Genomic DNA, 21,052 nt, shown 5'->3' on the forward strand with positions numbered 1-21,052 from the left:
TAGCGTTATATTTAGTCTAAACGAGGTTTGTGCTCTGCATTTAGAATAGTCCACGCTGTAGCAAAAGCTAATTGTGTACGCTTTTTCATTAATTCAAACTCTATTTTGTCATAGGTATCCGTAGGTTGATGATAGTCAGCATGTGTTCCATTAAAGTAGAACATAGCAGGAATATTGTGCTTTGCGAAACTGTAATGGTCAGAACGATAGTAAATTTGTTCAGGATGATTGACATCATTATAAGTATAATCAAGATCGATATTGACTGAGTTTGCATTTGATTGCTCAGACATTTGATGTAATTCTTTACTTAACCTATCAGCGCCTACTACATAAATATAGTCCCCATCTTTCTTATATTTATCACTTGTACGCCCGATCATATCAATATTAATATTCGCTACGATATTTTCTAATGGTATAATAGGGTTTTGAACATAGTACTCAGATCCAAATAGTCCAAATTCTTCTCCTGTTACATGTAAGAAAAGAATAGATCTTTTAGGTTTTATTCCTTTGCTTTCAAGGTCTTTAAATACACGAGCTAACTCCATTACAGCTACTGTGCCAGAGCCATTGTCATCAGCACCATAGTAGATTTTGTCAAGCAATATTCCCATATGGTCAAAGTGAGCTGAGATGACTAGTACTTCTTCAGGTTTTTCACTTCCTTCTATAAAAGCCATAATATTCTCGCTATCCTTTAATCTCATCATGCTATTTCTCATAAAAGCACTAGGAACAGGTTGTAGGTAGCCATCTGCTTGTTTAGGATACGCTATATTTCTCTTCTTATAGAAGTTGGTAATATATTCAGTCGCTTTTTTTTGTCCAGGTTCTCCCGTTCTTCTTCCTTCAAATTCTTCTGAGGCTAATACTTTTAGGTTTACAGCCATAGAGTCAGCAGATATTTCTTGCCAATAAGTAGAAGAAACTGTATGGTTGTTAGAAATAGAACTAGTTGTTTTACAGCTAGTCATTGACATACTAAGTGCTAATAGGCTAGCAGCTAATATAATTTTATTCATGAGTGAGTCTTAATGTGTTTGGGGTAAAGATAAGAAGAATTAGTATGTTTTGCTTGGTTGACGGTTTATAGGGAACAGGGAACAGGGAACGGGGAACGGGGAACGGGGAACGGGGAACGGGGAACGGGGAACAGGAAACGGGGAACAGGAAACGGGGAACGGGAAACGGGGAACAGGGAACAGGAACAGGGAACAGGGAACAGGGAACAGGGAACAGGGAACAGGAGGTGTGGTGGTTCTTGGGAAAATAGAAAAAGAAAACAACAAAGTGACAGTAAGCATTCTTCATTGAATATTTTTATCTTTGTTCTAAATCAAGAAATACAATGAGTAAAATCGTTTTTATTACAGGAGGATCTTCTGGTATAGGTAGGAGTGTAGGAGAATATTTGACACAGCATGGGTGTAAAGTATATGGAACAAGTAGAAATCCTGAGAGAGTAGTAGATTCAACAATTCCTTTAGTACGCTTAGATGTACGCGATACGGCTAGTATTCAATCTGCTATAGAAGAAGTCATTGCGATAGAAGGAAAAATAGATGTATTAATCAATAATGCTGGTGTAGGAATCACGGGACCAATTGAAGAAATCCCTGCTGATCAAATCTTAAATAACTTCCAAACGAATGTATTCGGACCGATTGAAGTTATGAAGGCTGTATTACCTCATATGCGTGCTAGAAAAGAAGGTTTAATCATTAATGTTACTTCGATAGCAGGATATATGGGATTGCCCTTTAGAGGGATCTATTCTTCTTCTAAAGGTGCTCTTGAGTTAATTACAGAAGCTATGCGAATGGAGTTAAAGCCCTTTAATGTAGAAGTGACTAATGTAGCACCAGGTGATTTTGCAACCAATATTGCGGCAGGGCGCTATCATGCTCCTGTATTAGACCATTCGGCTTATAAAGAAGTTTACCAAATGTCATTAGACATGATGGATGAGCATGTAGACAGTGGTGGAGATCCAATAGAGATGGCTAAAGCTATTCACAAAGTGATCAATACATCTAAGCCAAAAGTGAGGTATAAAGTAGGGGAGCCTTTGCAGAAGTTCTCATTAATCCTCAAAAAAATACTACCTGGGAAGGTGTATGAGAAGATGCTGATGAATCACTACAAGATTAAAGGCTAATAAAGGGGAAAAATCATTACTATTTGGGACTCAGTGAATAGGGATTAGAGGTGTAAGTATTGTTATAAAAACTCTCTAAGAATCGCTCTAGTGATGAATATATATCGTACTTTTGGGTTACAACATAACATAATATAATAATATAGATTATGAAGTTTTTTATTGACACAGCTAATTTGGATCAAATTAGAGAAGCTGAGGCACTGGGGGTATTAGATGGTGTTACCACTAACCCTTCTTTAATGGCTAAAGAAGGAATCACAGGAGCTGAAAACATTTTAAATCACTACAAAGCTATCTGTGAGATAGTAGAAGGTGATGTAAGTGCAGAGGTTATTTCTGTAGATTACGAAGGGATGATTAAAGAAGGTGAGCAACTAGCTGCACTTAATCCTCAGATCGTAGTAAAATTACCAATGACTAAAGAAGGAGTAAAAGCATGTAAGTACTTTTCTTCTAAAGGAATCAAAACTAATGTAACATTAGTATTCTCTGCAGGGCAAGCTTTATTAGCGGCTAAAGCAGGTGCTACTTATGTATCTCCATTCATTGGAAGATTAGATGATATCTCTACTGATGGTCTAACATTAATCGAAGATATCCGTCTTATCTATGATAACTACGGATTTGAAACACAAATCTTAGCTGCGTCTGTACGCCATACTATGCACATCGTAAACTGTGCTAAGTTAGGTGCGGATGTAATGACAGGACCTTTAAGTGCTATCACAGGTCTTTTAAAACACCCATTAACTGATAATGGATTAGCTCAGTTCTTAGCTGACTACGCTAAAGGAAATAAATAAGAAGAAAATTCTTATACACATATTACAAACTACAAACAAAGAAAAAGGTTACCGTAAGGTAGCCTTTTTTGATTCAATCAAGTAAGTCTTCTTCTATTCTAGTAAATATAAAACAATAGTTATGCTATAGGAATTGAAAAACATCCCCACTAATAGGGATTGTCTCCTTTTGCTTATCTCTTTAATATTGTTGCTTATCCAATACAAAAATGAAAAGTATGAAAGTAGCTGTATTAAGTACCCTTTTGATATTGATATCTATCATAACTTATGCTCAATTGAGAAAAGACAAATCCTCTTTAAATATACCTCAAGTAGAACCTACTCAACTTATTCCGTTTTTAACTAAACAGAATGATTTTATCTATGTAAATAAGGATAATTTAAAGCCTTTTAACGGGATAAAGTATAACAGCGCATCTGCTTATACTTCGACAGGTTATGCGATGGTTATAAATAATAAAGGAGCTTCTGTTGTTATAGATACCACTGGAAAAGAAGTACTTGAAGTAGGAGAGAGTGAGATAGAGATAGAAGTGGTGAATGGACTGACATTCTATAAGAAACAGAGGGAATATGAGAGAAAGATGCCTATCTGGAATTGGGAGTGGAATATCTTAGGTGGAGCTATTAAAAAAGAACAAACCTATCATAGTATAGAGATTGGGGTAATTGAAACCAAACAGATCTTACTGCACAAAGAAGTCCCTTATTTAGAAGATAGTTACACTCTAAATCCTGAAGCAGTAGATGGTGAGCATATTTATTGGAATGAGACACTTTATGCAATTAAGAATCAATATTTAAAGAAAAAGGAGTCTGATATCATTACAACTTTAGTTGATAAGCGATTTATAAAAGGTTCTAATAACTCTTTTTCTATTTATGATGTACAGCAGAAGAAAGCAATACATCAAGGCTTAAAAGGTATTAATACGCTTACTATAAAGTGTGGTAATGAAGACCTTGTACTTGATCAATTGATGCAAGAACGATTTGAACCAATCGTTTCTAAGTTATTAAAAGATAGAAATACAGGAAGTGTCTACTCGTATCCGCAATATGATAAAGCCTTTCCAAAAGAAATTACAAAGGCTACAAAAAAACAAATAGCCTTTATAAAGAACGCCACCCTTGTATATTCTATTCATAATTCTCCTTATTTTTTAATAGGTGTTTTTAATTATGATCACGATATTTGGGCTTATGATTGGCTGTATCTAGATATAAACGGGCAAGTGCTAGAACAGCTTGATTTGGATAGTTTTAAGGTGTCAGATCAAATAGAGAGGCTTGTATGGCCTGCTAAAGAAATGGTTATACCTCATCAGAAGGTCGCTTCAGTAAAGTACTATACCGGTAGTGATGAACTATATCTTGTCAATATAGAAGACAAAGGAGGTGATAACATGTATGGGGTATGGGATAAAAACGCTCAACTATGGAGTATAGCACCCGAGTACACTTCTATACTTGCTTTGGATATTGCTAAAGGTATCTATGCCTTGCAGAAAGAGAAGGATGAGAATTATACACTTTACAATCAGATAAAGAAGGAGAATATAGGTGTGAAGGCTTATAAATACATCTATTCAGACGGTTTAGTTCAAGTAAAACTTGAAGGTGAAACAGTAAGTTATTATATAGATATTTATACGGGTAGAGCGTATTTAGAAGAATGAAGAAAATAGTCAGTTGGTTAGTGTCACTAACCAACTGAAATGAATGTTGCAGATGGTAAAAAGTATAAAACAGATATGTTTGCTTATCAAGGAATAATTGATTCAGATAAAACTTTTCCAGGGACTAAAGCTAATCGTTTTATATACATAAGACCTCTTTATCACGAATAAAGAGGTCTTGTTACTTAATACACATAGTAGTAAAATAAGAAAACCACTATTATCAGTGAGATTATTATAGGGTAAGAAGTATTACTTTTAACCAGTGAATATGTTTAAAAATGCAGTAATGAAATACCTTATGATTTTAGCATCTATATTTAGCTTATTTGGTTGTCAGACTAAGGCTCAAACATTGCAAGTCTCAACGATATATACTGCACCTAAACAAGTGACAAGAGAAGTGCCTGAAACAGGTAAACAACATACTTATACCACTTATCAGGAGGTTACAGAGAGATTTGTACCTGCTGTTTCTTTAGTCTCTAAAGAAGATAAAGTGTTGCGATTTAGGATACAAGGGAATATTAACTCTAGAGGATTACAGATTCGCAAAGTTTCTAAGATACGCTTTGAACAAGGAGAGCAGTTTGGCAATGGTATAACGCTTAAGTACTATGTAAATATTAAGCATATAGCTGGTAAAGAAGGAGCTTCTATAGCTGGGTATAACTACAGTCAAGAAAAGGAGTATAGGATACCTACTCATGTGAAAGTAGTCTATATAGAAGTATATGAAGAACATCCAAATCAAGAACCTAAGTTAATAGCAGAGAAAAAGTTTGACTTCTTTGCTAAAATATAAGCTTAAAAAACAATAAATGAACTTAGAACAATTAAAAGAGAAAGCTCAGACTTTGATTAGAGAATCACACCTTTTTGTAAAAGCAATACCAGGAGATGAGCAAGTCGCTTATGTCAATGAAGAAGAAAGTATCAGCTTTATAATCAAATACCTAAATCAATGGATGGCTTTAATAGAGAAGGATGAAATATTCTCGTTTGAACCCATTGATATCCAATCAATCGATTTAAAGAGATACACAGCTCTAACAACTAAAACTCAACAAGTATACCCAAACTTCGAGCATTTGATGCATTTTGGTGATGTTGAAGTTCAACAGTGGGTTAAAGATAATGACTGTAATAGTGATGATCTATCTGATTTACAATCTATTTATAATGATGATTATATAGACTTATGGATGCAGAGCCATCCGATGTATCATAATGAGGGAATATATGGATATGCAGGAGGCTGGGCTATGATTTGGCCAGAAGAAGATATTCCGATGCAATGGGATGAAAGCTTAGAGTTTAAATATCAAATAGGATTACAATATGAGCCTTTTACAGATATTTATTTCAATAAGAAACAGAATAAATATCTTTGTATTGAGCGTAATACCTAATATCTTGTATTTTTTGAAGAAATCTTTATATACCTTATCGCATTTAAAGTTGGGCATGAAGAGAGTTTCTCTTTTGACACTTGTGTTATTGGCTACTGCCATAGAGCCTGTGCTTGCTCAATCTTTAGAAAGTTGGGAACAAAAGTATAAAGCAGAAGTAAGTACTGGTACTGTTCAGAATACTGTGGTAGTGTCTTATATATCTGCTCTTTATGCGAATAAACAATATGATAAAGCTGAGCAGGTATTCACCCAGAACCTCAATACCGCCTTAAAAAAAGGAGATTATAATAGTGTAAGTATATTATATTGTATAGAGGCAGTCAATAGGCGTATTAGAGAGAATAATTCGGGTGCAATAAAAAGCCTTGAATTAGCCAAACAGTATAGCCTAAAGCTAAACGATACCGAGACTAAGGGGTATGTAGCTTATTGTGAGGGGTGGTTATACAGTAGAGATGGTAAGCAGGATAAGGCTGTACACAGCATTATATCTGCTATTAAGCTTTATGAAGCTGCCAGTAGTTCGCCTACATTGAATAAGAGAAAGGCATTTGCTAATAGTGAGTTAGGTGTTATTTATGGTCAGTTAGGAGAGAAGGAGCTACATGAAAAGTATACTAAAACGGCACTCAAATATGCCTTATCACAGTCAGATCCGCAAGTAAAGTTTACCACCTTTATGCAAATGGGGAATCTGTATAATCGTCTATATGAGAGTCATTCTTCAGATATTAATTATAGAGATTTAGCGGAGCGATATTTTGTGCAATCGATAGACATCTTTAATCAGAATAAGGACGTAATGTATAACTTATCCGATTTATCTTTTGCCAATAATAATTTAGCGAGTTTATACCTATATTCTTTCCCAGATAGTTATCGTACGAAAGCTTTAGAATATGCTAAAAAAGCTAATCAGATTGCTCTGAAAATAGACCAAGCAGATCACATAGCTTCCTCGTATGGTATTATTTCTACCATTCATTTAGCTAATGGTGATAGTGATGCGGCTATATTATACTTATTAGAAGCACAACAGGCTATCCAAAAGTCAAGTATTGTTGATCACAATATAGAATTGAATATTTACGAATCCTTAGTTGAGATTTATGTAGAACAAGGGAATTATAGAGAAGCTTTTTACTATCAACAAGAGTATTTGGCTTTGTTCAAAAAGCTTTACAACCAAGATAAACTACAAATTGTAAAGAAATTAGAAGCTGAGTTTGATAAAGAACGACAACAACAGAAGCTAATCAAACTTCAGTTTCAATCGGATCAAAATACACAAAAGATTCAACTGATGAGTGCTTTAGCTCAGCAAAGAGAACAACTGTTGAGTAATCTAAAATTGACAGAAGAGAATCAACGTAGCAGATTAAAGTTCTCCGAGCTTGAAGCACAGAAGAATGCACAGCAACTACGTCTATCACAGTTAGAAACAGAACAGAAGAATAAGGACTTATTGACTTATAAGAGTATTGTAGCTTATAAGGATAAGCTCAACACCTTCTACGTTGCTTCTATGATATTTTTCATCTTAGTCGTGTTTCTATTGTTATATGCCTATAGACAACGTCTAAAGACGATGAAGCAGAGAGATACGCTACATAATTTAGCTATCGAACAAGAAAAACAAAATTCTAAAATATCAACTTTAACAGCTCTATTAGAAGGACAAGAGCAGGAGAGAGGGCGTTTGGCTCGTGATTTACATGATGGTTTAGGTGGTCTGTTATCAGGTACCAAATTACACCTTACGCAGTTAAATGATAAAGTAGAAGGTCAGGCTAAGCAGGGATTAGATAAATCCATTAATCAGATAGATGCGGCAGTCACAGAACTTCGTAAGGTAGCACATAATTTAATGCCTGATTTATTGGTTAACTATGGTTTAAAAGAAGCTTTAGACGAGTTTGGAATTCGTATGTCTAATGATACTTTAGATATTCATATCGAATTTTTGAGCTATACGAATTCTCTATCTCAAGATCAACAATTGTTAGTCTATCGCATTATACAGGAGTTAGTAAACAACGCTATAAAGCACGCTGCTGCCTTTCAGATTATTATTCAGTTGGTAGAAGAAGAACACGAGATTATTGTCACAGTAGAAGATGATGGAAGAGGTTTTGATATTAATAAATTAGACTTAAAGAAGTCAGCAGGTTTTCACAACATACAATCGCGTATACAGTTTATGAAAGGTACATTAGCTGTACACTCAGAAGAAAATATAGGAACAAGTGTGGAATTTAAATTTCCTAAAAAGTAATTATGATAAAAGTTGCCATTACAGACGATCATCCTTTGTTATTAGAAGGATTAAAAAATATATTAGGGTATCAATCAGAAATAGAAGTAGTCGCTTGTTTTTCGGATAAAGAAAGCATGATGCAAGGGCTCTTAACTACAGACACGGATATTATACTATTAGATATCAATTTAGCAGATATCAATACATTGGAGTTAATTAAACCACTTAAACAGAAATTTCCTCAGTTAGAGATTATCATGTTGAGTGTACACAATGAATATGCTGTTATCAATAGTAGCTTAGCAGAAGGAGCGAAGGGATATATTCAGAAGAATGCTTCGGTAGAAGAAATTATCTCAGGAATTAAAACTGTATTTGCAGGAGAAAAATACCTTTGTTCACAGTCTAAAATAGTCTTAGACAAAAAAGAAGAAGTAGGCTTAAAGCAAATCCCTAAGTTGACACGTCGTGAGAAAGAAATCTTAATAGAAGCCGCGTCAGGTCTAACCACAAACCAGATAGCAGAGAAGTTGTTTATCAGCCATCATACAGTAGAGAGTCACCGCAAAAACTTAATCGAGAAGTTCCAAACTTCTAATCTGAGTACTGCTATTAAAATGGCAATAGAGTATAATCTGATACAGAAATAGAGATTAATATATTCTAATCGATGTATGATTAATACAATTCCGCTCAGTAGTTAAGTTTGTTTTTGTTTAGTTATATTTATGCTGCATAGCTTATTCTTTACATACCTATTTATAATCGAGTTGTTTGTGATTCTTTTATATAAATCGTTAGAATATGCTTGGGGAGTGCTAGAGGTATGCTTGCACCTTTCTTCGACAAAACGGCCTTCTAGGCTAGAAAACTCGAAGAAAACCCCTAGCAAACTCCTAGAAACAGCAAGCGGAGCATGGAGTCAATATGAATTTATTATCAAGAGTGGGATACATTGAATAAATAAAGTATATTGTATTGGTTTACAAAGCAATGTATTATACTGTATTCATATCGCTATTTTTGGGAGTTATTTATTACTCTGTTATTCTTTAGTTAAGTATAAAAGGGGGGATTCACAGAAATAAAATGTTTTAATTTTTAGTTATGAGATTAACAATTCTTTCTTTTTTCTTCATTTTTTCTACGATGGCCTTTGGTCAGAATAAGATTGCTGAGTCCGTTCACAGAGAGTATGATGCAGGGCATTTTAATGGTTCTATACTCTATATTGATGAAAATGATTCTATTAAGATAAATAAAGGGTACGCGAATTTTCAGTTTCAGGTAAAAATAAATAATGATACACGATTTCCTATAGCTTCAATGACGAAGTTGTTTACTACTGTATGTATATTACAATTACAGGAAAAAGGATTAATTCATTTAGAAGATAAAGTAGGAAAGTATATACAAGAACTTCCTGTGGACTGTAAGGATATCTCAATTAAAGAATTGCTTCTTCACCAATCAGGTTTGGAAAATGAACCTATAAAAGCAGTAGTAAATCCTTATACGTTAGATGGATATATAAGTAACTTTGTAAAAATAGCAGATAAGGATAGGAGCGAATTTAATTATAATAATGTAGATTATGTACTCTTGTCTAAAGTTATCGAAAACAGTACAAAGAAACCTTTTTCAGTAGCTATAGAAGATTTGATTTTAAAACCCTTAAGTTTAGTAAATTCTGGATTTGTAAAAGAAGAAGAAGTGATATTAGACCTTGCTTATGGTTATCATAATTACTCATTTGGAGAAGGGAAGAAAGAAATGCCTTTGTACAATGATAGGAGATTTATCTCCAACTACTATGGTGCAGGAGGTATGTATTCTACTATAGATGATTTGTATAAGTTTGTTATTGCATTAAGAGATAATAAACTCATTAATCAAGCATCTACATCAAAGTATTTACTCACTGCTCAAACGAATAAAAATATTGATTGGCTTCTAGGTAAACCTACCTATGGTTTCTTCTTTAATGAAGCCAAAGGGTTTTACAGAAGAGGAGGAAGTATTGATGGTTTTAACACAGAAATGATTATTGATAAAAACTTTAATAAGATCATGATCATTCTATGTAATACTGATACTGCAGATCTACCTCTATTAGCTACTAAGCTTTATCTTTTAACTACTAATAATGATAAGTAACATGAGGCATCTATTTAATAAAAGCTACAGTACAATTATTAGAATAGCAGTCCTAATAATTGTACTTTTTAATACGGTATTTATTTACGGTAAACAGATAAATGATGGAGATGGACCAAAATCAAAGTTAACTGTGACAAGTAAGATAGTTGTAGTAAATAAGGGAACTATTCGTTCAATACATAAAGGAACACATAGTTTAAGTGAAGTATGTATTAAAGAAAATCAAAGCTTAGAAATAGGTGATGACATAGCAACAGTGATGGTTCTAAAATATGGTAGTGAAGAGGAGCGTGCTGTTTATTTAAATGAAAACAGACGTTTGTTGTTACTGCTTGAAGATCAATTAGAAGCATTTAAAAATACTAATAGCTCATCTAATGAAGCTCAGATGAAACATATACATCAGAGCTTGGACTCCCTAAAAAATAAATATGAGAAACTACAAGAATATCTAATAAAACATAGAGGAAAGCCTGCAATAGTAACGAATATTCTTATGAAAAAGGGAGATAGAATTAAGCAAGGAGATATTATAGCTGAGATAATAGATATTGGAGTTATATTGCCTAAAGGAACTATAGATGAAGAGTATTATAGAAATAAGTTAGATGACTATGATGTGATAGCTTCAATCAGGGGAAATAATATAGTTGAACAAGAAATTAGTATTTCTGATTTATTGTACAAAAGAGATACTTCTAATGTATGGGCTTCTCATGGTAAGCCTTCAGTAGGGGAGTTTGTCATTAATTTAGATAAGGTAGATATTTCATTCTTAGATCAAATAGTAGAAATACAGCTATTGTTAAAAAAGAAATAGTTGTATTCTTTTATAAAGGACAAGATAGAAATCTGTATAAAAAATAAAGCCGAGAACTATGTCTCGGCTTTACTGTTTATGATAATACTATTTTGTATTCGGTTTCTCTAGGTAATCAAAGAAATACTGTGCTATCTTGTCATTTAAGTGAACTCTATCTACTCCCATAACATTGTGTTCATGAGAAGGGTATAAGAAGTAATCTACTTGTTTCTTTGCTTTAATAGCCGCTTCTATAAACTCCATAGAATGCTGCTGAACCACTACAGGGTCTTGAGCTCCATGAATAATTAAAAGCTTGTTGTTTATTTTATCTGCTTTGTTAAGTAAGCTTGTTTTTTTGTATCCATCAGGGTTTTCGCTAGGCATATCCATATAGCGTTCTCCATACATGATTTCGTACATTTTCCAATCCATTACAGGGCCACCTGCTACACCTACTTTAAATACTTCTGGGTGGTTAACAGATAAAGTTGTAGTCATAAAACCTCCAAAACTCCATCCATATACACCTATCTTATCTTGGTTTACATAAGGAAGTGATTTTAAGTAATCTACCCCTTTCATTTGATCTGCCATCTCCGCTTGACCTAATTGTCTGTGGATTACTTGTTCGAAGTCACGTCCTCTATTAAAACTACCTCTACTATCTACCGTAAATACGATGTATCCATGCTGTGCCATATAGTTAAAGAATAGGTTCGCTCCACCTAACCATGTGTTGGTTACTAACTGTGCATGAGGTCCTCCATATACGTATACCATCACAGGGTATTGTTTGTTCGCATCAAAGTTAGTAGGGTAGATGATACGTGCATTTAAAGGAGTTTTTCCATCTGCAGCTGTAATCGTCTTAATCTCTGTCTTAGGCATTGTCACAACCCCTTCAAAAGGATTTTTAGACTCTAATACTTGTTGCTCTTTTTTAGAATCAGCATTGACAATAGTAACTTTGTTAGGGGTCTCTAAGTTGTTAAACTGATCTAAGAACAATGACTTACTCTTGTTTAAGACAACACTATGTGTTCCTGATAACGTAGTGATCTGTTCTGTTTTACCTTTTTTAAGGTTTGTTTTGAATAACTGTCTATCTAATCCTTGATTGGTAACTCCTATATAGTAAAGATTTTTAGCGTCTTCGTCGAAACCTAAGAACTCTTTTACTATCACGTTTTCATGCCCTAATTTCTTGATTAGCTTGCCATTTGTGTCGTATAAGAATAGTTGTCTATATCCATCTACTTCAGAGAAGTATAAGAATTGATCAGGTGCACCAGGTACAAATACTAGACTATTAGAAGGCTCTGTATACGTTTTAGATTTCTCTTCGAATAACGTTTTTTCAAAGGCACCTGTAGCAGCGTTGTATTGATTTACTTTTAAATGATTTTGTTCTCTATTAAGAACTCCTACATAAACATAGTTTCCTGAAGGATCCCAAGTAACCATGGTTAGGAATTGGTCTGCTTCACCAGTTTGTAGAGTTACCTTTTTACCAGTATATACGTCATAGATTACTAATGATACTTGCTCATTAGCCATACCAGCCATTGGGTATTTGATGTTTTTTACTTCTGCCACGCGCTCACTCCATTGAATGATAGGGTATGAAGTCACCATACTTTGGTCTTTTCTATAGTATAGAAGTTGGTCTTGTTTTGGACTCCACCACATTCCTTTTTTTATACCAAACTCATTGCGGTGAGTATCACTACTTCCGTTGATGATATCTAGAGCAGGATCATCAGTTACTTTAATATCACCACCTTTATTAGTAGTCACTACGATATTATTATCTTGTAACCAAGCGATGTGATCTCCATTGCGAGAGATGATTTGTTGGTCACCATTAAGATCAAATTTAAATGAGTTAACTACCTTTTTATCAGTAAGGTTAACCTTAAAGTAATATTTTGATTTAAAAGTAGAATCAGGAGTATAAAACTCGATTTCATTGTCATTTAACCAAGTTAGGTTAGTCGGGATGATTCTAAGGTTAAATGTAGTCCCTTTAACTGTATTATTGATTACTTCTTCTAATTGTTTAGCAGTAAGAGCTGTTTGTGACTCCCATTTGTTAGCTTGACTTTTTATTAAAAGACTATCTCTATTTTTAGTTACAAAACTCAGGGTATTGTCATTCTTCCAAGATGGTTGAAGGATTCTTTCTGTAGCAAACTGTCTACCTTGTCCTAGTGTAGCCTCTGTCATATCAAAGTTGCGTTGTGCAAACATGATGTTTCCAGCTAGCAAAAAGAATAATACTGATTTGTTCTTCATAATTACTATAGTTGTTTTTATCGTCGCTAATTTAAATCCAAATATGTCACTAGCCAAATTAGAGTATAAAAAAAAACAATGTATGAGCCTTTATGGCAAGAGAGAATAGTTCTTTTTTTATATCTTTATTCTTTAAATAATCCATAAAGAATAGTATATGCAAAAAGTAGTGTACATCACAGGAGGTACTAAAGGTATAGGAAAGGGAATTGCTCAAGCTCTTTTAGAACAAGGATATAAAGTAGCAATATCAGGTAGGAATATAGATACAGTTAACGAAGCTATAGCTGAATTAGGATATACAGATAATATATTAGCAATTCAATCTGATGTAAGGAAGTATGAAGACGAAGAAAAGGCAGTGGAACTAATCGTAGAGAAATTCGGAAAATTAGATATTGTGATTGCCAATGCGGGAGTTGGTATCTTCTCATCTATAGAAGATATGAGTCTTGAGGATTGGAATACGATGATAGATACGAATCTAACTGGGGTATTTCACACTTTAAAGGCGTCTGTAAAGCAATTAAAGCAGCACAAAGGGTATTATATCAGTATTGCCAGTCTAGCAGGGATAAACTTTTTCGCTAATGGAAGTGGTTATAACGCTAGTAAGTTTGGTGTAGTAGGTTTTACTCAAGCAGCTATGTTAGACCTTAGAAATGCAGATGTAAAGGTGACAACAATATTGCCTGGTTCTGTGACTTCTAATTTTAATAACCACCAGCCGTCTGATGCAGATCACTGGAAAATACAGCCAGAAGATATGGGACAGTTGGTAGTAGATATCTTAGCGATGAATCCTCGTGTGCTTCCTAGTAAAATAGAAATAAGACCAACTAAAACTAGCTAATATATCTCAAAGTCACAAGACTTTAAGGAGAATTAAGAAAGATCAATTAACACAAGGTATTATTTCGGTTTTTTGTATTACAAAATGTCAAAATCACGAAATAACAGAATTACAAAAAAACAGTAGTATATGAATGCAGATTTTGGAAAATTCCTATTGAGATTAGGTGTTGGAGGACTAATGATCTTCCACGGGATCCATAAATTAATACATGGACATGATTTTATTATTAACCAGTTGAAAGCACATAATCTACCAGAGCTGCTTTGGATAGGAGTGCCTATCGGTGAGATAGTAGCACCTATATTTTTACTAGTGGGGTTTGCTACACGTATTTCTGCTTCTATTATAGCATTTACGATGTTTATGTCTCTATTCTTAGTTAAGGGAATGGGAAGCTTTGGCTTAGATCCTAATACTGGAGGGGTAAATGCTGAGCTGAACTTATTATATCTATTAGCTGCCTTAGCTATAGCCTTTATAGGCCCTGGAACTATTCGTTTTTATAAAGGGAAAAAAGGGATGTGGGTCTAGTTATGTTTATGTGATGTTGTTTTCTTGTAAAACAAAATATCTCCTTAAAAGAGTAAAATCACAAAACAATATCACGACATCACAGCATCACAAAAAAACAATAAAACAATAAAATGAGAGTATCATTTGATTTTGATGGAACATTGACAGAAGCAGAAGTAGCTCAATATGCAAAAGAGTTAACTAATAAAGGAATAGACGTTTTTATCGTAACGGGGAGGTATAATGAATTGCTTTGTGCTATGAATGGAGGGGGAAGCAATGATGATTTATTCTTACTAGCAGATAAAATAGGTATCACGCATAAGCATATTATATTTACCAATAGAGCAGATAAAAGCTACACTATAGGTGGTAGTGGTCTTATTTGGCATTTAGACGACGATTTAAACGCTCTAAATGATATTAACAGATATTCTGATGTGAAAGGGATTTGGATAGGAGAGGACAACTGGAAAGAGCAATGTGATAAATTAATAAAAGAGGCTAGTATCTAATACATAGCCTCTTATTTTTTTCGTAAGACAACTAATCTCTCGGTAAGCGTCTCGATTTGATAATCAAAATGCTCTGCTATATATTCAATAGTTTTGAAGGTATAAATAAAAACATGGGTTTGATCTTTTCTATAATACCAGTTTTTGAAATCTACTTGATTTGTGTATAAATGTGTTTTAATAATCAGTAAACCATCTTGTTTTAGTATTCCAGATAATTTCTCTAATTCTTGTTTAGGATTGTAAAAATGCTCAAATACTTCACAGCTAAAGATATAATCATATACTCTATCTAGATAAGCAAGGTCTGGAAGAAAGAAAGGATCATAAAGATCTACAGTATAGCCTTGTTCTACCAGTTGTTTTGTAATTACAGGGCCTTTACCACATCCATAATCTAGACCAAGCATAGCTGGTGTACAGTGTGCTAATACAGTATTCGTTACAGGAGCTGTAAAATGTTGATAACCGATATCATTCACATCATTATTATGACATTCATAGTGGCTTTTTTCTTTGTCTTGATCAAAGTAAAGCATCTCATCTTTTAGGTATGCATTACACTTAGAGCAGATATAATACTCGTCATCTACCTTAGTGCTTAAAGATGTATTACACAGTGTACAGTTCATGTTTAGATTTTAATAAGACTACAAAAGTAAGTATTTTAAGTCCAATGCATCTCTAAATGAGTAAATGGATATTGAGACATCGTTTTTTGTAGTTTCATTCTATAAAACAGTAAGCTGGTGTATTGATTATGTTGCTTGGTGTCTTCTGATATTGATAAACCCAAAGAGAATACTCGTTTTTTATACATTTACTCCTTACTAATTATACTCTTAAATAAAGGAGTTATATAAATAATTATGGTTAAACCCAGAATCCGCATTCGCCCGATACTACGAATAAATTCTACTTTACATCTCTTTCATTTCTTCTAAAACCATACTATAGTATGCTTTTTTCATAAATTCAGAGCTGTTTTGTATAATTCATTCTCGTTAATAGGTCTATCGCGTATTCCGGGTTAAAAATAACAACACACAATGGATTCCTTATCCAACAGTATTAGAAGGTACAACGGTAGATCTTATTCCTTTAGAAAAAGAACATTTGGAAGAATTATATCAAGCTAGTGCAGATAAAGAACTTTGGCGATTAGTACCTACAGATTGTTCTGATAGAGATACTTTTTATGACAACTATCAAAATGCGTTAATAGCTAGAGAAAAAGGATTACAGTATCCCTTTGTTATTATTGATAAAAGAACACAGAAGATCATTGGTTCTACGCGATTCTTTGAGATGTATGAAGCAGATAAGAAGTTAGAAATAGGATGGACGTGGATTACGCAAGAGTATTGGGGAAGTGTAGTAAATCTAGAATGTAAATTACTACTCTTGACTTATTGTTTTGAAGTACTGAAAATAAATCGAGTACAACTGAAAACGAAAGACACTAATATTCGTTCAAGGAAAGCTATTGAGAAGATAGGAGGAGTCTTTGAAGGTATTCTGAGAAAGGATAAAATACAGAATGATGGTACTACTCGTAATGCGGCTTATTATAGTATATTAGATGATGAATGGGGAATTTCTAAAGAAAAGATACAAGGGTTGATTAAAAATATAATTTAGGTTATCGTGGCACTGTTAAGTTTGGTTTATTTTTAACATATAATTAATTTGTATGAGTTAATTATATGACAATAGTCATATACTATTGATTATTCTCCTTTTGAACTGTTTTATTAACAATTTAATCTCTTGTTTTGGCATATAATGTGCTATCTTTAATATTGACCAATAATTTATCATTATGATGAATATGAGATTGTTAAAAAAATATGGAGCTGAGAAAGTTGTTTATGAAAAAGATGATTTCATTTTTGAAGAAGGCATGTGGCCAGAGTATTTTTACTATATCGTAAGTGGAGAAGTTAAATTAAACATTTATGATGAGGATGATAGTAGAGAGTTTATATTTAGCTTCTATTCTAGAGGACATAACTTCGGAGAAGGAACTATATTTTTAGAGACAACCTATATCTGTAATGCCATTGCTGTTGAACAAACAGAAGTATTAAAATTAGACAAAGCAAGTTTTCTAATCCTGATCAAGGAGAATCATGATTTCTCTTTACTGATAAACTATAACCTATCTAAAAAATTGTATTTTCAAGGTGTAATGGCACCTAAAATTTCTGCTCAGGATGCAGAATTGCGCGTACTAACGTTATTAAATTATTTAAAGACTAATTGGCAACATCCTTTGATTCAACAGGATTTGTATATTGTGGATTTAACTCGACAAGAAATAGCTGACATGACGGGGCTAAGAGTAGAAACGGTGATCAGGAGTATTAAAAGATTGAGAGAAGACAATAAGTTAAGAATTATAAAAGGAAGAATTGTATTATAGAAAAGCCTCTATTTTTTAGAGGCTTTTTATTTTAGTTCTTGTTCTAATCTTTTTGCTAGCATATTTAAATGTTCTTTCCATTCTTCAAAACAGTTTGAGTCTCTCCATAACTCAACAGATTCTCTTTCTCCATCTTCATCAGGTACTTCATTTATCATATCTTGCATATATCGCAGTAAGAATCCTAGGGCTAATTTATCTCCTTTAAATTCGGTTAGACGTAGCTTAAGCCCTTCTTGAATCTCATTACCATTACCGTAATGAAGATATCTATCATCTTTAAAAATAAAGAATAGCTCTACTAAAGCCATAGCCGTATTATCATAGTAAAAATCAATATCGTCAAAGCTCTTACCTAGAGCTCCTATGTCTTGTAGTCTTTGAATTAACTTCCCTAAATCTAATTGAAACTTATCAGATGAAGAATAATTATCATCTATATAGTCTTCGATATAATTAATTGTGTCAAATCCATCATCGCTTTCTAATGCTTTATATCCCCATGCTCCCATAGTTGTTTAAGTTCGAAGTATTTTTTCCATTGTTTTTCCTTTTGCTAGCTCATCAATAAGTTTATCTAGATAACGTATTTTCTGCATAAGTGGATGTTTAATATCCTCTACGCGGTAACCACAGATAACTCCTTTTATAAGCTTAACATTAGGATTAATGAGAGGGGCATTAGCAAAGAAATCTTCAAAGTTTACTTTCGTTTCTATTATTTGTCTCAAATCATCCTGATTATACCCTGTAAGCCATCTGATGATAGTATCTACTTCTTCTTTTGTTCTACCTTTTTTCTCTGCTTTAGCAATATAATGTGGGTATACACTCGCAAATGAGGTACTGTATATTCTATGATTCTCCATGTCTTTACTTACCATATTTCAATTTCTTTCGTAAATGTCTGGTCACCGTCTACTTCTATAATAACCTTAGATGGGATAAAACTATTGCCTTTATACTCCGGAAAAGCTTTGTATTGTACTTTATAGCCTTGTTGAAGTAAATCTACGATATAATTATCTATCTCTCTTTTTTGGAGAGCAGCTTCAGGTGAAACATATAAAATATTAAAAGGAGAGTCATCTCCACCAAAAGCTAAACCAATAAGATGTAGCTTATCTAGATGTCCTGCATCATAATATTGTTCTGCGGTGTCATTACTACAGATATCCGCGTAGCTACAGGGTCTAGTAGGATCTATGGAGCTGCGCTTGCTCTTAAAAAAATTGAATAATTTCATAATGATAATTGTTTGGGTTAGTTAATGGTAGTGTAAATATAATTAAGCTTGATACAATTACAACAGTTTATGCTACTCAATTTCTTGTTATTCAAGTTAATATTGATTTATCATTCAGGGAATTAAAAGGATGAGGTTTTTTAGAATTGATAATATAGATAGCCTTGGACCTTAAAAAGGCAAGAGCTATTATAGAAAACCTATGCCTCACAATGAATTATAGTTTTTTTAATTTTAAGGAATATCCCATTTTATTCAAAAGTGAAGCTAAAAAGAGACATAAAAAATAGAAGCTTAAATGCATATTGTTCGGGAATTTATTGGGCAGTCTTTGGATGTTCTTCGGAAAACTACCCCTCAGTCCGAACAAATACTGAACTCTTCCGAAGAGCTTCCGAAGAAATAGGTATGTTTAAAAATAATAATTGCTGATATTCAGTGGTTTAAGGTTTTATAAATGGAAATAAATAGACTTTTTTGGAAATATTTGGAAGTATTCGGAAAAGAATGGAAAAAAGTGGAAAAAAGTGGAAGTAAGTAGGATTTGTACTTTTAAGTCTTTATAAATTTGTAATCTATGAAAGTAGGAGTAATGATTATATTAAAATAGCTCTTTAGGCTTAAAAGTTACATCTTTTAATTCTAGAGAGCTATAGGTTAGAATTAGTTATAGTAAACTAATAAAGTGGGGACTATAGTTTTCCTTTTTTAGATAGAAAGACAATACCTAGTGCTAAGAAACTCCACAACAGCATTTGGGTTAGAGAACCTAGCCATCCATTGATACTCCAGCTAATCAACCCAAAGAAAGTTCCTATACCAGCTCCTATGAAATAAGCTGTCATATAGACTGTGTTTAATCTACTGTGTGCTTCTTCACTAAGAGCGTAGATACGAGTAAAATTAGTGATTTGTGTTGCTTGAACTCCAATGTCTAATAAGAATATAGCAATAATCAAGATTATAATAGAGTTGGGGAAAATAAGCATTCCTACAAGACTAATAATTACTAACGAAATCGTAAGAAACAAGTTTTGAAAGACTTGTCCTTTATCTGCTAATTTGCCAAAATATGGGGCTACTAAGGCTCCTCCGATAGCGACTATCGCAAACATACCTATCATAGAAGGGGTATAGTTAAAGGGAGCTCCACTTAAGTGAAAAGTAAGTGTAGTCCAAAAAGAACAGAATATTCCGAAGGTTAAAGAGCCTAATAAGGCGGCTTGTCGCAGTGTTTTGTGTTCTTTGACTAAGCGTAGTGTAGATTGCAATAACTGAATATAACTACCCTTAAATTTAATAGGCGCATTAGGTAGAAATTGCCACATCAATATAATACTAATGCAGATCATAATTGCAGAAAAAATAAAGACGCTCTGCCATCCCCATAAATCTGTTAACCATCCACTAACTAGACGTGAGCCAAGAATACCACATAATATTCCACTAAAGACAATACCTACGCTTTTTCCTCTATTCTCTTTGTTTAGTAGAGCTGCCATAGGTAAGATAATTTGGGCTGGAGTAGAGCATACCCCAGCTAAAAAATTCAAGATTAGCAAGAAGTTTAAATGAGTGGTATTAGCAATACACATTAATACAAATATTTGTATAATAGATATCATAATGATTAATCGCTTTCTATTAATTTTATCTCCTAAAGGGAGTAGAAAGAACATACCTATACCATAACCTATCTGAGCTAGCATAGATACTTTGCCTACTGCAGCTTCAGGTTCTCCTAGTGTTTCAGCAATGTTTTTTAGAATGGGTTGGCTATAGTAGACATTAGCTACAATAGTCCCCGCAGTAAATGCCATAATAGGGATAGCATATTTTTCTTTGTTTTTGATTGACATATTGTTTAGTTCGTTAAGTTGGCAAATGTAGTAGAGTTATCAAATACACTTTTG

22 protein-coding genes are annotated in these 21,052 nt (G+C 33.4%); 15 read left to right on the forward strand and 7 right to left on the reverse strand.

Features of this window, described 5'->3' with window-relative positions; translation table 11 throughout:
- Positions 1-11: 11 nt before the first annotated feature.
- A complete protein-coding gene (locus tag MODO_RS04445; RefSeq protein WP_059050723.1) occupies positions 12-1,028 on the reverse strand; it encodes a M28 family metallopeptidase in 1,017 nt (338 codons plus the stop codon).
- A gap of 326 nt (positions 1,029-1,354) precedes the next feature.
- Here MODO_RS04445 and MODO_RS04455 point away from each other — a divergent pair, with 326 nt between their 5' ends.
- The 10 genes from MODO_RS04455 to MODO_RS04495 all read left to right on the forward strand — a co-directional run bounded on the left by MODO_RS04455 (position 1,355) and on the right by MODO_RS04495 (position 11,304).
- Positions 1,355-2,164, forward strand: coding sequence for an SDR family oxidoreductase (locus MODO_RS04455; RefSeq protein ID WP_039329500.1), 810 nt, complete (start codon positions 1,355-1,357; stop codon positions 2,162-2,164).
- Between the two features lie 149 nt (positions 2,165-2,313).
- The gene (fsa, locus tag MODO_RS04460; RefSeq protein ID WP_006258898.1) at positions 2,314-2,970 is read left to right on the forward strand and encodes a fructose-6-phosphate aldolase; all 657 of its coding nucleotides are present in this window, start codon (positions 2,314-2,316) and stop codon (positions 2,968-2,970) included.
- A 218-nt stretch (positions 2,971-3,188) separates the two neighbouring features.
- Positions 3,189-4,652, forward strand: coding sequence for a hypothetical protein (locus MODO_RS04465; protein ID WP_039330444.1), 1,464 nt, complete (start codon positions 3,189-3,191; stop codon positions 4,650-4,652).
- 39 nt (positions 4,653-4,691) lie between these two features.
- Entirely contained in the window at positions 4,692-4,823 is a 132-nt protein-coding gene (locus MODO_RS19670; protein ID WP_006258896.1) for a hypothetical protein, read from the forward strand.
- Between the two features lie 118 nt (positions 4,824-4,941).
- Positions 4,942-5,457, forward strand: coding sequence for a hypothetical protein (locus MODO_RS04470; RefSeq protein ID WP_172461560.1), 516 nt, complete (start codon positions 4,942-4,944; stop codon positions 5,455-5,457).
- A 16-nt stretch (positions 5,458-5,473) separates the two neighbouring features.
- Entirely contained in the window at positions 5,474-6,064 is a 591-nt protein-coding gene (locus MODO_RS04475) for a hypothetical protein (protein WP_039329504.1), read from the forward strand.
- The gene (locus MODO_RS04480; RefSeq protein ID WP_039329506.1) at positions 6,048-8,342 is read left to right on the forward strand and encodes an ATP-binding protein; all 2,295 of its coding nucleotides are present in this window, start codon (positions 6,048-6,050) and stop codon (positions 8,340-8,342) included. Before MODO_RS04475 ends, MODO_RS04480 begins: the two co-directional genes overlap by 17 nt.
- 2 nt (positions 8,343-8,344) lie before the next feature.
- Complete coding sequence (locus MODO_RS04485) at positions 8,345-8,974, forward strand: response regulator transcription factor (protein ID WP_006258892.1); 630 nt, start codon at positions 8,345-8,347, stop codon at positions 8,972-8,974.
- Between the two features lie 457 nt (positions 8,975-9,431).
- The gene (locus tag MODO_RS04490; RefSeq protein ID WP_081316881.1) at positions 9,432-10,481 is read left to right on the forward strand and encodes a serine hydrolase domain-containing protein; all 1,050 of its coding nucleotides are present in this window, start codon (positions 9,432-9,434) and stop codon (positions 10,479-10,481) included.
- 1 nt (position 10,482) lies between these two features.
- Positions 10,483-11,304 (forward strand): hypothetical protein, encoded by an 822-nt coding sequence (locus MODO_RS04495; protein WP_144964290.1) that lies wholly within the window; start codon positions 10,483-10,485, stop codon positions 11,302-11,304.
- Between the two features lie 87 nt (positions 11,305-11,391).
- On the opposite strand, the gene MODO_RS04500 is transcribed toward MODO_RS04495, so the two are convergent.
- Positions 11,392-13,584, reverse strand: coding sequence for a S9 family peptidase (locus tag MODO_RS04500; protein WP_059050732.1), 2,193 nt, complete (start codon positions 13,582-13,584; stop codon positions 11,392-11,394).
- A gap of 157 nt (positions 13,585-13,741) precedes the next feature.
- Here MODO_RS04500 and MODO_RS04505 point away from each other — a divergent pair, with 157 nt between their 5' ends.
- The 3 genes from MODO_RS04505 (at position 13,742) to MODO_RS04515 (ending at position 15,468) form a co-directional block, all read left to right on the forward strand.
- Positions 13,742-14,437: an SDR family oxidoreductase gene (locus MODO_RS04505; RefSeq protein ID WP_059050733.1), complete on the forward strand. Its 696-nt coding sequence runs from the start codon at positions 13,742-13,744 to the stop codon at positions 14,435-14,437.
- Between the two features lie 129 nt (positions 14,438-14,566).
- On the forward strand, positions 14,567-14,971 hold the full coding sequence (locus MODO_RS04510) for a DoxX family protein (RefSeq protein WP_006258887.1): 405 nt from the start codon (positions 14,567-14,569) through the stop codon (positions 14,969-14,971).
- Positions 14,972-15,084: 113 nt separating this feature from the next.
- The gene (locus MODO_RS04515; RefSeq protein WP_006265270.1) at positions 15,085-15,468 is read left to right on the forward strand and encodes a hypothetical protein; all 384 of its coding nucleotides are present in this window, start codon (positions 15,085-15,087) and stop codon (positions 15,466-15,468) included.
- Positions 15,469-15,479: 11 nt separating this feature from the next.
- Here MODO_RS04515 and MODO_RS04520 read toward each other — a convergent pair whose 3' ends face one another.
- Positions 15,480-16,100: a class I SAM-dependent methyltransferase gene (locus tag MODO_RS04520; protein WP_006258885.1), complete on the reverse strand. Its 621-nt coding sequence runs from the start codon at positions 16,098-16,100 to the stop codon at positions 15,480-15,482.
- A 421-nt stretch (positions 16,101-16,521) separates the two neighbouring features.
- On the opposite strand from MODO_RS04520, the gene MODO_RS04525 reads away from it, so the two are divergent.
- Positions 16,522-17,109, forward strand: a complete 588-nt coding sequence (locus MODO_RS04525; RefSeq protein ID WP_039329518.1) for a GNAT family N-acetyltransferase — start codon at positions 16,522-16,524, stop codon at positions 17,107-17,109.
- Between the two features lie 190 nt (positions 17,110-17,299).
- Positions 17,300-17,893, forward strand: coding sequence for a Crp/Fnr family transcriptional regulator (locus MODO_RS04530; protein WP_225581552.1), 594 nt, complete (start codon positions 17,300-17,302; stop codon positions 17,891-17,893).
- 26 nt (positions 17,894-17,919) lie between these two features.
- On the opposite strand, the gene MODO_RS04535 is transcribed toward MODO_RS04530, so the two are convergent.
- From MODO_RS04535 to MODO_RS04550, 4 genes are all read right to left on the reverse strand, one after another.
- Positions 17,920-18,405 carry a DUF4259 domain-containing protein gene (locus MODO_RS04535; RefSeq protein WP_059050735.1) on the reverse strand — a complete coding sequence of 162 codons (486 nt, stop codon included), beginning with the start codon at positions 18,403-18,405 and terminating at the stop codon, positions 17,920-17,922.
- 6 nt (positions 18,406-18,411) lie between these two features.
- Positions 18,412-18,777 carry a DUF2200 domain-containing protein gene (locus tag MODO_RS04540; RefSeq protein ID WP_006258881.1) on the reverse strand — a complete coding sequence of 122 codons (366 nt, stop codon included), beginning with the start codon at positions 18,775-18,777 and terminating at the stop codon, positions 18,412-18,414.
- The gene (locus tag MODO_RS04545) at positions 18,771-19,139 is read right to left on the reverse strand and encodes a DNA/RNA non-specific endonuclease (protein ID WP_006258880.1); all 369 of its coding nucleotides are present in this window, start codon (positions 19,137-19,139) and stop codon (positions 18,771-18,773) included. Before MODO_RS04545 ends, MODO_RS04540 begins: the two co-directional genes overlap by 7 nt.
- 692 nt (positions 19,140-19,831) lie before the next feature.
- Positions 19,832-20,998 (reverse strand): MFS transporter, encoded by a 1,167-nt coding sequence (locus MODO_RS04550; RefSeq protein ID WP_059050737.1) that lies wholly within the window; start codon positions 20,996-20,998, stop codon positions 19,832-19,834.
- Between the last annotated feature and the right edge of the window lie 54 nt (positions 20,999-21,052).

Origin of the sequence: Myroides odoratimimus (assembly GCF_001485415.1) — a bacterium.
GTDB lineage: Bacteria > Bacteroidota > Bacteroidia > Flavobacteriales > Flavobacteriaceae > Flavobacterium > Flavobacterium odoratimimum.